Source organism: Odoribacter sp. N54.MGS-14 (genome assembly GCF_000980295.1).
Classification (GTDB): domain Bacteria; phylum Bacteroidota; class Bacteroidia; order Bacteroidales; family Marinifilaceae; genus Odoribacter; species Odoribacter splanchnicus.
In genome coordinates this window covers 1-14,837 of the sequence record NZ_LARL01000076.1, presented here as the reverse complement: position 1 = coordinate 14,837, position 14,837 = coordinate 1, and the positions used below count along the sequence as shown (strand labels likewise).

Annotated in this window: 12 protein-coding genes and 1 tRNA gene; 10 read left to right on the top strand and 3 right to left on the bottom strand. The window is 44.0% G+C overall.

The window, feature by feature from the left end; all coding sequences use genetic code 11:
* Positions 1 to 95 precede the first annotated feature (95 nt).
* The 3 genes from WS42_RS12655 to WS42_RS12645 are packed head-to-tail and all read right to left on the bottom strand — an operon-like array spanning position 96 to position 2,981.
* Positions 96 to 1,286 (bottom strand): transglutaminase-like domain-containing protein, encoded by a 1,191-nt coding sequence (locus WS42_RS12655; protein ID WP_046404398.1) that lies wholly within the window; start codon positions 1,284 to 1,286, stop codon positions 96 to 98.
* An 18-nt stretch (positions 1,287 to 1,304) separates the two neighbouring features.
* Entirely contained in the window at positions 1,305 to 2,282 is a 978-nt protein-coding gene (locus WS42_RS12650; protein ID WP_046451192.1) for a dihydroorotate dehydrogenase-like protein, read from the bottom strand.
* Between the two features lie 15 nt (positions 2,283 to 2,297).
* Complete coding sequence (locus WS42_RS12645) at positions 2,298 to 2,981, bottom strand: YggS family pyridoxal phosphate-dependent enzyme (RefSeq protein WP_022160312.1); 684 nt, start codon at positions 2,979 to 2,981, stop codon at positions 2,298 to 2,300.
* A 224-nt stretch (positions 2,982 to 3,205) separates the two neighbouring features.
* Between WS42_RS12645 and WS42_RS12640 the strand changes: the two genes are divergently transcribed.
* From WS42_RS12640 to WS42_RS12595, 10 genes are all read left to right on the top strand, one after another.
* On the top strand, positions 3,206 to 3,730 hold the full coding sequence (locus WS42_RS12640) for an RNA polymerase sigma factor (protein WP_013610950.1): 525 nt from the start codon (positions 3,206 to 3,208) through the stop codon (positions 3,728 to 3,730).
* Between the two features lie 2 nt (positions 3,731 to 3,732).
* Positions 3,733 to 4,905: an outer membrane beta-barrel protein gene (locus WS42_RS12635; RefSeq protein WP_046451191.1), complete on the top strand. Its 1,173-nt coding sequence runs from the start codon at positions 3,733 to 3,735 to the stop codon at positions 4,903 to 4,905.
* A 94-nt stretch (positions 4,906 to 4,999) separates the two neighbouring features.
* On the top strand, positions 5,000 to 5,527 hold the full coding sequence (locus WS42_RS15635) for a radical SAM-associated putative lipoprotein (protein ID WP_013610947.1): 528 nt from the start codon (positions 5,000 to 5,002) through the stop codon (positions 5,525 to 5,527).
* A complete protein-coding gene (locus WS42_RS12625; protein WP_046451190.1) occupies positions 5,520 to 6,587 on the top strand; it encodes a TIGR04133 family radical SAM/SPASM protein in 1,068 nt (355 codons plus the stop codon). Before WS42_RS15635 ends, WS42_RS12625 begins: the two co-directional genes overlap by 8 nt.
* Positions 6,588 to 6,673: 86 nt before the next feature.
* Positions 6,674 to 7,918 (top strand): exonuclease SbcCD subunit D, encoded by a 1,245-nt coding sequence (locus WS42_RS12620; protein ID WP_022160313.1) that lies wholly within the window; start codon positions 6,674 to 6,676, stop codon positions 7,916 to 7,918.
* Positions 7,915 to 11,640, top strand: coding sequence for an AAA family ATPase (locus tag WS42_RS12615; protein ID WP_046406025.1), 3,726 nt, complete (start codon positions 7,915 to 7,917; stop codon positions 11,638 to 11,640). Before WS42_RS12620 ends, WS42_RS12615 begins: the two co-directional genes overlap by 4 nt.
* 66 nt (positions 11,641 to 11,706) lie before the next feature.
* Positions 11,707 to 12,444 (top strand): tRNA pseudouridine(38-40) synthase TruA, encoded by a 738-nt coding sequence (gene truA / locus WS42_RS12610; RefSeq protein ID WP_022160315.1) that lies wholly within the window; start codon positions 11,707 to 11,709, stop codon positions 12,442 to 12,444.
* A 13-nt stretch (positions 12,445 to 12,457) separates the two neighbouring features.
* Entirely contained in the window at positions 12,458 to 13,606 is a 1,149-nt protein-coding gene (locus WS42_RS12605) for an Lnb N-terminal periplasmic domain-containing protein (protein WP_229032413.1), read from the top strand.
* A gap of 66 nt (positions 13,607 to 13,672) precedes the next feature.
* A tRNA-Phe gene (locus WS42_RS12600) sits at positions 13,673 to 13,745 on the top strand.
* A gap of 452 nt (positions 13,746 to 14,197) precedes the next feature.
* On the top strand, positions 14,198 to 14,837 hold a 640-nt coding region (locus WS42_RS12595; RefSeq protein ID WP_046451189.1), incomplete at its 3' end, for a hypothetical protein.

Genomic DNA, 14,837 nt, shown 5'->3' with positions numbered 1-14,837 from the left:
GATGTTTTAAAAATAAAAATGGATAATAAACGGGCAGCATAACAAAAAAAGAAGGCATCCTTTTCAGACACCTTCTTCTCCCCTTTTCTCAAGTATTATTTCATATATAACTTCAGTTCGACAGGTTGTTCACCCAGTTTTACCTCCACTTCCTTCATCTTTCCGGCTTCATTTGCATATTTCACCGTATAGGTTTGATTTTTCTCTAACATAAAGGTGAGCACATCATTCATATCCTGAGTCGGTCCGGCAGTACGCCCGCCTCCCATTTGCAATTTACCGCAAAAAATATCCAGATTGGCAGCCACCCGGTCCTCCGAGTTCTGTACACAGGCATTATCTGTAAACATCATAATTCTCAACGGAACATGGTTACCATCCGCAGAGATCGTTTCCAGATGCGATTTATATAAATCGGTATAGAAATCAGTTACATTCGCAGCAGGTACATAACGAATATTCTCATCCCATACCAAAGGGAAATAGGTTCCGGTCGGTTTAAACGAAGAAGCATAAATAGCTTTCTGCTGATCGTTTTTTACCGCTTTCCCGGCATCGGCAAAAAACCAGGCATTGTTCAGTTGACCGGGAAAATAAAATTCCGTAAAATACCAGTTTCCGTCTGCCCAAACTTCGGTCCAGTTATGATTGCCCCGTTCGTCGTGCCAATTGGGAGTACCGGCCACCCGTGAAGGAATTCCGACAGCCCGGAAAGCATCCGTCAGCAAGATCGATAATCCGGTACAGGAAGCCATATGCTGCCGCATGGATTCGAACGGACTCTGATCCGGTTTTTCACGTTTGGTATTATAATCGACCAATACTTCATCCCGGACATTCCGGTTGACCGAATCGATGGCTTCAAAAATCGTCTTACAATGCTGTACATACTTCCCGAAACGTTCGTAAAATTCCTTTCTCCACCCTTCACGGGTTTCATTCAGGCTGACATAAGGCAGTACATCATTCAGAAAAACAGTATCGGGAATCTCTCTGGCCCAAACGTATTTTTCACGAGCCTGATAAGCATAGGCTGTATTCTCCAATAAAAAATCCGCTGTCAATTCCTTTAAATCTCTTTCCGGCATATAAGCAATCAGGAAAGCCATCCCTTCCTTTTGGGTATCAGGAGCATTTTTCAATGCCGCTGTCAATTCGGTTGCATTATCCCCGGCTTTTACCAATGCCTGATCCAACAAGGCATGATATTTCTCAGGAATACCTGCATATTTATTCTCCGTACAAGCTAACAGACAGAGCATAAACAACCCTAGTACACACTTCATATTTTGTAACATCGAAATTTATTTATGATCACTAAAATATTTCATAAACTGTGCTCTCTCATAGCGGGCAGCATTACCTGCATCGACATAGGATAATCTTCCCCGGAATTCATCTATCGACTCAAAGCCTTTTTTATCCATCCAGCTATTCAAAAAATGATTCATCGTACGGATCGTACCGATTCCCTGTTCATACATAGCCGAACATACCTGCACAGTAGTCGCCCCCGCCAGTAAAAGCTTCACAACAGCTTCTCCATTATGAACACCTGTTGAAGAAGAAAGTTGCAAAAGTTTATCTTTCCCCGACAGAATTCCGGTCCAGCGCAAAGTTGTCCTCAAATCGGCCGGCATACTGAACACAGAAGCCGCTCCGACAGCTATCCGTTCGATATCGATATCCGGTTCGTAAAAGCGATTGAAAATAGTAACGGCATCCGCACCATAAGCTTTCAGCTTACTCACAAAAGCCGGCAAATTCGTAAAATAATGGCTGATCTTGACAATTACCGGAATTTTAACCACCTTTTTCACATGTTTAACGATGTCGAAATACATGTTTTCAACCTCCACACTCTCAGCAAACTCATCCATCGGCAGGATAAAGGCATTCAACTCAAGCGCATCGGCACCGGCTTTTTCCAGTTCACTGGCAAAACTAATCCATTCCCCGTCCCGTAAGCAATTGATACTGGCGATAACAGGGATATTCACTTTATTTTTTACTGCTTTCACCAAATCGATATGTTGCTGGACAGTATTAGCCCGAATATAGTTCTGGATATAATCGGCACTTTCAGGATAACTATTATCGGTCAATGCTTTAGATGCATCCATATTTATTTGTTCTTCAAATATGGATTTCAACACTATAGCTCCGGCCCCGCTTAAAGCAATTTCTTCAATCTTACTGACCTCGGAAGTCAAACCACAGCTCCCGGCAATAATCGGACTCTTCAATTCCAATCCGATAAATTTTGTCTTCAAATTTACCATAATCTCTATCGTTTATTATTTATTGTTATAATCTCTGGCTCCAAAAACCGCACTTCCTACCCTCACCATCGTACTTCCTTCTTCAACAGCGATCGGATAATCCCCGGACATCCCCATGGACAATTCCTTAAAACTTTCTTCTTCCTGGAAATACGTCGCTTTCAACAACCCGAATATCCGGTGAAGTTCCCGGAATTCCTTTCGGATCTGTTCACGGTCTTCGGTATAGGTTGCGATCCCCATGACCCCGACAATCCGGATATGCTCTAACACTTTAAACTCATCACTTTCAAGCAGCCTGCATGCCTCCTCCCAATCCAGACCGGATTTAGTCTCTTCTTCAGCAATATGAAATTCCAGCAGACAATCGATCATACGTTCGTTTTTCAACGCTTCACGATCGATTTTTTGCAATAATTTCAGGCTATCCACGGAATGAATCAATTTCACAAAAGAAGCAATGTATTTTACATTCTTCTCTTGTAGCTGTCCGATCATATGCCATTCAATATCCTTGGGCAGTTGCCGGTATTTAGCAGCCATTTCCTGTGGCCGGTTTTCACCGAAAGCACGCTGTCCCCCTGCATAAGCTTCTTCAATATACTCCACCGGTTTCGTCTTCGATACGGCAATCAGCCTGACCCCTTCCGGTAACGTTTTCACAATCTCTTCTATATTTTCCTTGATATTTAACATCATAGCGATAACTATAAAAAGTAGCGACAAAAATATCAAATAAGACCCAAAATTAACAAACAACCTAGCACAAATATAGGATAAAATTATCTATATTTCTTTCCACTCTCGAAATTAATACGAGGAAAACCGGAGAACGATGTATTTTACAACAAGATTTTTTTTTGTTCTTATGCAACGTTTTGTTTCTCCCATGCATCTTATTGACGAAAAAAGAAATCACGTGAATGGATGAAGTGTTACTGATTCAGGAATGCCTTAAAGGAAAGCGGAAAGCTCAGGGAGAACTGTACCGACGATACGCCGCTAAAATGATGGGCGTATGTATGCGCTATTCCCGCAACCGGGATATGGCACACGATCTGTTACAGGAAGGTTTTATAAAGGTATTTACGAATCTGAACGAATATAGCGGAAATGGGAGTTTCGAGGGGTGGATGCGGAAAATTTTTATTAATTGTGCCCTGGAAAAAATCCGTAGATCCAAAGTTTTCCCTCTGACCTTCCCCACTGAGGAGACAGAACAGGAAACTTCTTTTCCCAATGCTTTAGAAGAAATATCGGCCCAGGAAATGCTGGATTTAATTCATCGTTTACCTCCGGGATATCAAACGATTTTCAACCTGTTTGCGATCGAAGGATTCTCGCACAAGGAAATCGGAGCTATGCTCCGAATCACAGAAGGTACTTCCCGATCACAATATGCCAGGGCACGCTATACTTTACAACAAATGATAAAAAATTTATATTGACTATGGATAGAAGAGACCGATTTGAAGAATTGTTCCGGGAACGGTTGCATAATTGGGAATGTGAACCGGATTCAGAACAATGGAAAACCCTCGCTGGTTTTCTTCCTCTACGACCTACCCGGTTTTCCACCAGATCCATACGCCGGACGGCAGCTATCGTAACCCTCCTTTTACTCATGGGAGGCGGGCTCTTATACGATCGTCTTATCCCGGAAACTACGACAGAAATAGTCCGGAACAGAATACAACCTTTTATTGTGGATCATATACAAATACCACAGCTTACCGGAACAGTTACGACGGATCAAATAGCCGATTCACTCCTCCCTGTTCTCACTCGAAAACCTATTTACACAACTGGAAAAACGATTTCAACGGATAAATATAAAAGTCAAGAAACTAAAATATTACCTATAGTCATTGCAAGTAAAGCTCTGGAAACAGATTTTTCACCGGTACTGATCGTCCGCAACACGAAAACCGAACCGGTAAAAGTCCGAAAGACCTCACGGAAATGGCATTTGGGCATGGGAGGAGGTAATTTTAATATAGCCGGTATTTCCAGCAACTCCGCCGGCTATCCCGATTATGCCTGTAACGATCATCTTCAGGGGAATACCCCCAAACCTCCTCTGACGAAGGCCGGAACATCCCCTATTTCGACACGCACCCTGTTATCCGATCTGAAACCGGATAAAGTGAAGCACAGCTCTCCCATCTCTTTCGGAATAAGTATATCCCGCACGTTGTCGGACCGTTGGAGTTTCAATACCGGACTTACCTATAGCTATTTACGCAACCAGTGGCGATATGAAAGTTCGGATTACGATGTATTGCGTCAAAGATTGCATATGCTGGGAATCCCGGCATCTTTCAGTTATCGCCTGACCCATTGGGAACGTTTCTACTGTTATTGGTCTGCCGGTATTGTCTGTGAAGTTAATCTTTCAGGCAAAATCTATTCGGCCTATAAAAGTCAGCGTCGACGAATACCGGGTACGCTTTGGTCAGCGAACACACGAATAGGTATTGCCTACCCCATTATTCGCCATGTATCGGTCTATGCAGAAGGAGGATTTTTATGGAATCTGACCCCGGCCAGTGAAATACAAACGATTCGCTCGGAACAGTTTTTCAACCTCACGGGGCAAATCGGATTCCGTTTGAACTTTTAAATACAACTCATTATTCTCACCGTCAACCTGTCCGGAAAGGCCGACCTCAAGAAAATCAAGGCATTTAAACAGTTTAATCATAAAAAAACAAACCATGAAAACATTACATTATCGCTGGAATCGTAGCCTGAACTGGATATTGACTACTTTATTAGGATTTTTAGGTTTCTCCTCCTGTGAGGATAACGGGGACGATCCCGGTAACATCATATGCATGTACGGTACGCCGACAGCTTCCTATACCATCAAAGGAAAAGTCACCGATCAGGCAGGTCAGGCGCTATCCGATATTCAGATTATCGTGTCCGATATGGAATTCAGTTACGAACCCCGTCCTGATTTTATCCCCGATACCCCCTATGGAAGCCACCCGGTCAACGATACGTTATACTCCGGAAAAGAAGGAGAATTCGAAACCCGGCAAGCAGCGTTCCCGATCGATACGGTGAAGTATAATTTAAAAATCAACCCCGACGAAAATAATCCGTACTACCAGGCCGATTCTCTGAAAGTAACCTTCCTTCGTAAAGATTTACAGGGAGGTGAAGGCTGGAATAGGGGAAATACAACACAAGAAGTAAAAATCATACTGACTCCTCAAAAAGAAGAAGATCATGAATAATTCCATCAGCCTCCGGAAACGCCTGGGCCTGGAACTCTTCCGACAAAAAGAACAGCTGATCCGGCAAAAACACGAATTACATACTCTTTTTTGGGAATGTACCCTTCGCTGTAATCTCGCTTGCCGGCATTGTGGCAGTGATTGCAAAGCGATTTCCGGGCAACCCGATATGCCAAAAGAAGACTTCTTAAAGGCTTTGGACAACATCACTCCACAGGTCGATCCCCACCGGGTTTTTATCATTTTCACGGGTGGAGAACCTCTGATGCGCAAAGATCTGGAAGAGTGTGGCCGGGCATGTTATCGCCGGGAATACCCCTGGGGATTGGTAACCAACGGTTTGTTATTATCCCGTCAGAGGCTGGACAGACTTTTACAAGCAGGCCTGCACAGCATTACCGTAAGTCTGGACGGACCGGAAGATGCCCACAACTGGTTACGCCGACATCCGGAAAGCTTTCGCCGGGCCAGTCAGGCTATCGGAATGCTGAGCCGGGAAAAAGAAATCGTATGGGATGTCGTCAGTTGTATCAATCAACAAAACATCAATACTCTCCCCGCTTTCAAAGAATATTTGATCGAACAAGGAGTCGGACAATGGCGTATCTTTACCATCTTTCCCGCAGGCAGAGCAGCACAAGTGCCTGAATTACAACTATCTTCTTCCCAATTCAAAAAAGTATTGGATTTTATCCGTCAAACCCGGCAAGAAGGTCGTATTCACGTCAATTTCGCTTGTGAAGGTTTTTTAGGTCCTTATGAAGCTGAAGTCCGTGACCAATTTTATCGTTGCCATGCCGGAATTTCTGTCGGATCTATCCGCATTAACGGAGCGATATCGGGTTGTCCCAGTATCCGGGCTAACTACGACCAAGGGAATATTTACCAGGATGATTTTATGGAAGTGTGGAACAACCGCTTCGAAAAATTCCGGAACCGGGAATGGGCCCGTCAGGGCGAATGTGCCGATTGCAACCTGTTCCGTTATTGCGAAGGAAATGGCATGCACCTACACGATGAATCCGGTAAGCTGATGACTTGCCATTATCACCGGCTATAGCTCACGGGCTATGGTAGGATTACCATAGCCCGTGAGCTATTTGGTTATATCTGCAAATCTTACTATTTTTGTCCAAATGACAGGACATGAAAATCATTCATACAGCAGACTGGCATATCGGGCAGACCTTTTTCGGCTATGACCGTTTTCAGGAACATCAGTATTTTTTAGATTGGCTGACAGATCAAATTACCACACAACAAATCGATGTGCTTCTTATTTCAGGAGATATATTCGATGTAGCTAATCCTTCTGCTCAGGCACAACGTCAATTTTATCGGTTCCTACGCCGGGTAACAGAACAAAATCCGGGCTTACAAATCATCCTGATTGCAGGAAATCATGATTCTGCCAGTCGGCTCGAAACCCCGATTCCTTTACTCGAAGAAATGAACATACAAATTCGGGGTACAGTACGTAAAAGAGCAGACGGCACAATCGATACGGAGGAATTAATCATCGAACTGAAAGACAGATCGGGGAAACGGCAAGGTTGGTGTCTGGCGGTACCCTATCTCCGACAGGGAGACTATCCGGCAGTCGAGAGTGAAGGAGATCCTTATCAGGCAGGGGTTAAGGCCATGTACGACACGCTGGTTGCCTGCGTCGAAGAACGCAGGCAAAAACAAGAAGCCATCATTGCTATGGGACACCTGCAAGCCGCAGGAAGTCAGATTTCCGAAGGTGATCAAAGTGAACGCCTGATCATCGGCGGACTCGAAGGGATTCCTTCCAGTGTCTTCCCTTCCCAAATCACTTACGGAGCTTTGGGCCATATCCACCGGGAACAGCAGATTGCCAACCGCAACGAGATACGCTATGCCGGCAGTCCGTTACCCATGTCTTTTGCAGAAGAAAATTACCGCCACGGAGTGATCTTACTGGAGATCGACAAAGGAATACTTCTAAATCAGACTAAAATTATTTTTAATCCTTTAGTCACTTTACTTCGTATCCCTAAACATCCGGCCCCCTTGGACGAAGTGTTGAATCGCCTCTCTCAGCTCCCGGAAGAGAGAGACGATCATCCGGCCCCTTTCCTCGAAGTCAGGGTACTACTCACCGAACCGGAACCTGCTTTGCGCAATAAAGTGGAGGAAGCCCTACGCACCAAACAGGTGCGTTTAACCCGGGTACTCCCCTTTTATCCGGATACAGTACAACTTACAAAAAACGAGAATACGCTCACCACCGAAGAATTACTGGATCCCTGGAAGCTGTTGAACCGAGTATACGAAAGGCGATATCAAAATCCTCTGCCCGAAGAATTGGCTCATTTATTCCGGGAAGTCATTGAAGAATCACAGCTGAAAATGGGAGAAAAACAATGAAAATATTACGTATACAAGGAAAAAATCTGGCATCTATTGCCGGAGAATTCGATATCGATTTTACGGCAGCTCCTCTGCGATCTGCCGGGATCTTCGCAATATGCGGTCCCACCGGTGCCGGAAAATCGACTATTCTGGATGCTATCTGTCTGGCCTTATTCAACAATATGCCCCGCACCACCGGTATTGAAGGTACTAAAATGCCGGATGTCGGACAAGAATTCATTCAACAGGGAGATCGTCGTCAAATACTCCGCAGAGGTACTGCCGAAGCGATGGCTGCTGTAGAATTTATTGCTGTAGACGGAAAAAGTTATCGCTCGGTATGGCGGGTATGGCGAGCCAATAATAAAATAAGCGGGAAACTTCAACCTGCAGAACTCCGGGTATACCCCCTTGGAGATCCGTCTCCTATCACTACAGGAATCAGTGAATCGGAGAATAAATTGATTCAACTCATCGGTCTGAATTATAATCAATTCACCCGTACCGTTTTATTGGCACAAAATGAATTTGCCCGATTCCTCAAAGCCCGGAAAGAAGAAAAGGCCGAAGTACTCGAAAAACTGACCGGTACTGAAATCTATTCTGTTATCTCGAATACGGTCTATTCCAAAACGACAGCTATCCGCAATGAATGGAAAGAACTCTCCGCCCGTATGGGGAATATTCGCCTGCTTACCCAGGAAGAAATCGAGACATTACAGCAACAATCGGCCAAACTCCTGAAACACGAAAAGGCTCTTCAACAAAAAAATGAAGAAATCCAACGTAAAATACGTTGGATAGAGCAATTAGAACAAATCAATCAATCTAAATCGGAAGCCCAGGCCACCCTTTCGGATGCCCAAAAAGTACAAGCCGAAGCACAAGCCCAGTCAGTCTGGTTACAGCAGATGGAAAGCATCGAAAGCAGCCGTCTTTTTTGGATTGAAAAAAATGAATGTACCACTCATTTAGTAAGCCAAACTGAATTATTACGACAAACAGAACAGGCGCTCTCCGATCTGAACGAAAAAGCCACGCAAACCCTTCAATCGGTGGAACGGCAAAAATCATTGGTAAACCAATATACAACCCAGTACAATAAGCTTAAACCGGAACTTTTAGAAGCCCGTCGTTTAGATATCGGAATTGTCAATGCCCGGCAGGTAGAACAAGAGAGCCGGAAAACTTTAACCGACCTGCAAGATAAAATCAAAGTGCATCAAAAAATTCAGGATAGCAGATACTCCCGTATTCTGCAACAGAGAGAATTAGACGATAAATTAAAAGAATGGTTCAGGAAAAACAGGCAACATGAACAAATGTGCCTGAACATAAAGCTGATCGAAAGTTTTCTGGATACAGCTTATACCCAAAGGTTGCAGGTTATAGAAAATCAATCTTTATATACCTCTACTCTACAACAACTAACAGTAAGCCGGCAACAGCTGGAACTTCAACGCCGTGAGATCGAAACATCCATACAACGTCACAATGACCTCCTGCAGTTGCGCCAGCAACAACAAATATCGGTCAACCGGTTTCCCATAAGCGAACTTCGCAATCGTAAAGAACAACTCCGCCTACAACGCGAAAGATTGCTTCAGGAAATTACCTTGACGGAAAAACTAGATAAGACCCGGCAAGAACTGAGAAAAAGGCAAGATAAACTGCAACAACAACAACAAAATTTACAAGCACTCAAAGTTCGCCTGACCGAATACAAAAAAGAAATCGAAATTGCAGAAATAAAATACACGACCATACGCCACACTTTGGAACAAGCCCGACTATCGGTTTCAGAAAATGTCGTTCGACTCCGGGCCCAACTGGAAGAAAATACCCCTTGCCCGGTATGTGGCAGCCAATCCCACCCTTATGCGGCACATCATCCCCTGGCCGACGGCTTGCTCGAAACACTCGAAAAAGAAGTCAGACAGCATGAAGCAGCATATAATCGGTTAAAAACCGAAAATGCGCGTCTTGAAGCCGAACACCGGTACCTCGGAGAAGTATTACCCGTATTACAAAATGAAAAATATGAATCGCAAGAAGAATGCGAAGAGATTCTCCAGCAAATTAAGGAGCTTTATTCGGATAGGTCTGTTTCTAACGGACAAAATCGGATAAACCTAAGAGAACAGCTGAATATCAGCCAAAAAGAATTGGAAAGTATTTGTCTGAAAGAAAACGAATGGGAGCAACGGCAACATCAGTTAGAAACGCTCCAAAAAGAACTGGATAAAATACAAAACCAAAACAATGCCCTGCAAAAAACATTTCAGCAGACCCAGGAAAAGGTAGTCGGTCAAGCCACTGAACTATCTAAGTTGCAAGAGATCATTGAAGGCCTGAAAGTCCAGCAAAATATTTCACTGGAAAAGGTCGCTCCTTTTATGCATGCACCTACCTGGCGACAACGCTGGGAAGATAACTACCCGGATCTCAAACAGGAACTGACCACAGCTGCTCAAAAATGGCAAACTAAAACGCTGCAATCGGCAGAAAATGAAAAACTATTGCTTCAATCGGTAGCTGAATACGAGGAGAATCAGAAAAACCTGGAATCCTTCCGCCAAAGCGAAACAGAAGCCGCAGAGGCTTTGAAAAAACGCTCTGAAGAGACTTTGTCTTTCATCCGGAAACGGGCCCGGCTTCTGCAAGGTCAAACGGTCGATGAAACCGAACGTTATTGGCAAGAGTTAACAGAAAGGGCGACTCAGGAACTGGAAACAGCCATCCGGCAGAAAGAACAGCTTTCAGGCCAATCGGAACAACTAAAAGGAAAAATCACCCAACTCCGTACCACCTGTGACCAATATCAAAAGCGCCTGGAAAAAGCCACCCGGCAATTAGGCGAATGGCTGGAAAAATACAATCGGACAGCCCCTGCTCAGCTAACCGAAGCCACTCTCATTTCACTATTGCAAGTGGCACCTGAAAAAATCCGGGAAGAACGGGAAAGACAAAATCACCTCCGGGATAAGGTAACGACTGCTTTGGCCACTCTACGGGAACGTGAAAAACAATTGGCCGATCATTTACAATCGCCCGGCCGCCCCGATCCACAATCGGAATCACTTTCCTCTTTACAGCGTCAATACACCGCATTACAAGAGGAATCCGAGCGTATCCTCCAACAAAAAACCGAAGTATTGGCAACTCTGCACACCCAGGAAGAAAACCAAAAACAAGCGGCCAGCTTAAAGGATACCCTCGATGCGAAAACGAAATTATTAAACCAATGGAGCAAACTAGACGATCTAATCGGTTCACAGAGTGGCTATAAGTTTAAAGAGATCGCCCAAGGATATACGCTGGATATCCTGTTATCATACGCCAATATACAACTTCGGGAATTAACCTCCCGCTATCAGTTGCAGCGTATACCCGATGAGTTGGCCCTACAAGTCATCGATCACGATCTCTGCGATGAAGCCCGGTCGGTATTCTCTTTATCGGGAGGCGAATCCTTCCTCATCTCTCTGGCTTTAGCCTTGGGCTTATCTTCCTTTTCTTCACGGAATCATTTCGAAGAAAATCTCTTTATCGACGAAGGTTTCGGCACTTTAGACAGCGAAACCCTGCAAATTGTCATGGAAGCCCTGGAACGTCTCCGCTCACAAGGCCGGCAGGTGGGAATCATATCCCACGTACAGGAATTGACCGAACGTATTCCTGCCAAAATTTGTCTGGTAAAGACCGGCAACGGAAAGAGTAAAGTCGTTGTAGAATAAAGAAACCCCTATGCCGGATATACAATATTCGGCATTATTTTTTATCTTCGCGGGAGATAAGAAAAAATGGTCAGATATTTTATTGAATTAGCTTATAACGGCAGCCGATACCACGGCTGGCAAATCCAGCCGGGAGCATCGTCCGTGCAGGAAGAAATCAACCGGGCCCTCAGTACTTTGCTACGCCAGGACATATACGTCGTCGGCGCCGGTAGAACGGATACGGGTGTACACGCTTCATTTTTCGTCGCTCATTTCGATATCGAATGTGAACTTCCGGAGCCGCAACAGGTGGTCTATAAACTGAACGGATTACTGGATAAAGATATTGCAATCTACAAAATATACCGGGTACCTATGGATAAACATGCCCGTTTTTCGGCTATTTCCCGTACCTATAAATATTATATCGATAAAACAAAAGATCCGTTTACCTATCCATTTGCCTGGAAAGCTTATCCCCTGCCGGATATTCAGGCAATGAACGAAGCCTGCCGGGTGTTATTCGATTATACGGACTTTACCAGTTTTTCGAAACTTCATACCGACGTCAAAACCAATAATTGTATTATATATGAAGCTCAGTGGGAAGAGACCGATAAACAGCTGATTTTTACGGTAAAAGCCAACCGTTTTTTGCGGAATATGGTAAGAGCGATTGTCGGTACGTTGATTGACGTGGGAAGAGGTAAACTGACCCCAGAAGATGTTCGCAAAATTATAGAATCTAAAAACCGCTGTAATGCAGGTACTTCTGTTCCTGCACAGGCTCTATTTCTTTGTCATATTGAATATCCGGAATAAAAAGACATATAAAATGAAAAAGATCATCTTTTTATTTATAATAAGCAGTCTGATTTCTATTAAAGGAATAGGATTAACACTCTCTCCGGAGACCGAAGTCAGTATCCTGACTTGTGCTCCCGGCAACGAATTATACTCTCTTTTCGGTCATACGGCCATCCGGATCAACGATCCCCGACACCAAATCGACAGGGTGTACAATTATGGCACTTTCGACTTCTCTACTCCCCATTTTTATTTAAAATATGCACGAGGCCTGCTTCCTTATCAGCTGACTGTTCAGAAATTCTCCCATTTCATATACAATTATCAGCTGGAAGAACGTACGGTCTACGCTCAAACTATCCGGCTGGATTCGCTGGAAAAACAACGGATTTTCGATCTGCTCGAAGAGAACCTGCTCCCGCAAAACCGCTATTATCTCTACAACTTTCTATTCGATAATTGTACCACCCGAAGCAGGGATATCTTATTAAAAAGTTTACCCGACAGTGTCGCCTGGAATATGCCGGATGTAAACAAAAATTTCTGGAATCTACTGGATGAGTACTTGCAAGCTTCCCCTTGGGTACAATGGGGCATACATACGATCCTGGGGCAAAGGGGTAATCGTATGGCCACTACTTTTCAATATATGTTCTTGCCGGATTATCTGATGTATGGACTTAAAAATGCCCGATACGACGGACAATTGCTGGCCGAACCTGCCGAAGTTTTATATCAGGCTCCGGAAATGAACCTATCCAATTCCTGGTATGGGACTCCCCTTTTCGTTTTTGCTCTAGGATGCCTGCTACTGATCCTACTTTTACAATATGTTAAAAGCCGGTCATTATTGAATGTCATTTCCCTTATTTTTCTCCTTTTCACAGGAATTGTAGGGGTTTTGATTGTATTCTTAGGAGGTTTTACAGCACACCCCATCACTGCTCCAAACTGGAATATCCTATGGGCCAATCCGCTCAATTTATTTGTAATCCCTTTTATTTTCAGGAAAGCGCTTCCTCTATTCATCAGAAAATATCTGAAATTCTATCTGGCTATCCTGGCTATAGCTATACCGGTCTGGGCCATTGCTCAGCCAGCCGTACCCATGGCTTCTATCTCTTTGATTATCCTGATGATCTATCTGTGTTTCAGACTAAGAAATGAAAAAAGATAAAAAATACCCGCAAAACTATTGCAGATTTATAGAAATGCCCTATATTTGCACTCGCAAAACAGCACTGGTGGCATAGCTCAGTCGGTAGAGCAAAGGACTGAAAATCCTTGTGTCCCTGGTTCGATTCCAGGTGCTACCACGTAAAAGCGACTAAAAAAATAGTCGCTTTTTTTTATTTGGAACTCTGGGACGGACCTTTCGTCCCGATTTCAGATATAACTACGTCACAGCATCATGCAAGGCCTGCAAAATACCCCACTGTCCCTGTCTGAAATGTCCCCCGTAGACTATTCAGGGACACTCTCCTATTTGAATAACGGAAAATCACCTGTATCATGAGAACCACTGTAAACGGTGGCATGATAGATATTTCTATCAAAATAAGCTGTCCCGTAAACCTTGTGAATTTCTTACCCCAATTTCAATAGCTAACTTCTCCTGAATTTGGAAACAATGAAAATCAATCTGATTATTTTATAATAAGTAGATACTATGTTGAAAGTATTAAGTTTTTCCAAAAGATGAGCTTTACAGCAAATATCTTACGAAAATAATACGCTAATTTTGTAAACAAAATAAAGACTGGATAATATGGAACAATTGCATGTTTTTGACTGCTCGAATGTCCTTATAGCAAGTTTTTTCACTGATGACAGAGGCTGTGCCCACGAAAATCGGGAGCACACGCTTATTTACCTGTGTTCAGGCGAACTCGAAATCGAGGAACGCGGTAAGAAAACGATATTGCATCCGGGCGAGTGTGCCTTCATGCGGCGGGATAACCGGATGTGGTTGCAGAAACGCGCCGACGAGGAACATCCTTACCGCTCCGTCGTGCTGAAATTCACGAAACCGTTTCTGCGGGAACTCTACCAGACGCTCGACAAGAAAGAGATTCCTATGGAATCGAAACGTGAAAAAGCGAGCCTGCGCGTATTGCCGAATAACCGCCCCGACATCCGTAGCTTGTTCGAGTCGGTCATTCCGTATTTCGATACAGGTGTGAAGCCCTCCGACGACGTATTGAAATTGAAAATGATCGAGGGAGCCTATGTCTTATTCAATACAGATAAGACTCTCTACGCTTCGCTGTTCGATTTCGTCGATCCGTGGAAAATAGACATCATCGACTATCTGAACGATAACTACATGTATGACCTATCGATGGAGGAAATAGCAAATTATACGGGCCGCAGTCTGGCGACATTCAAACGAGATTTTGCCAAAGTCA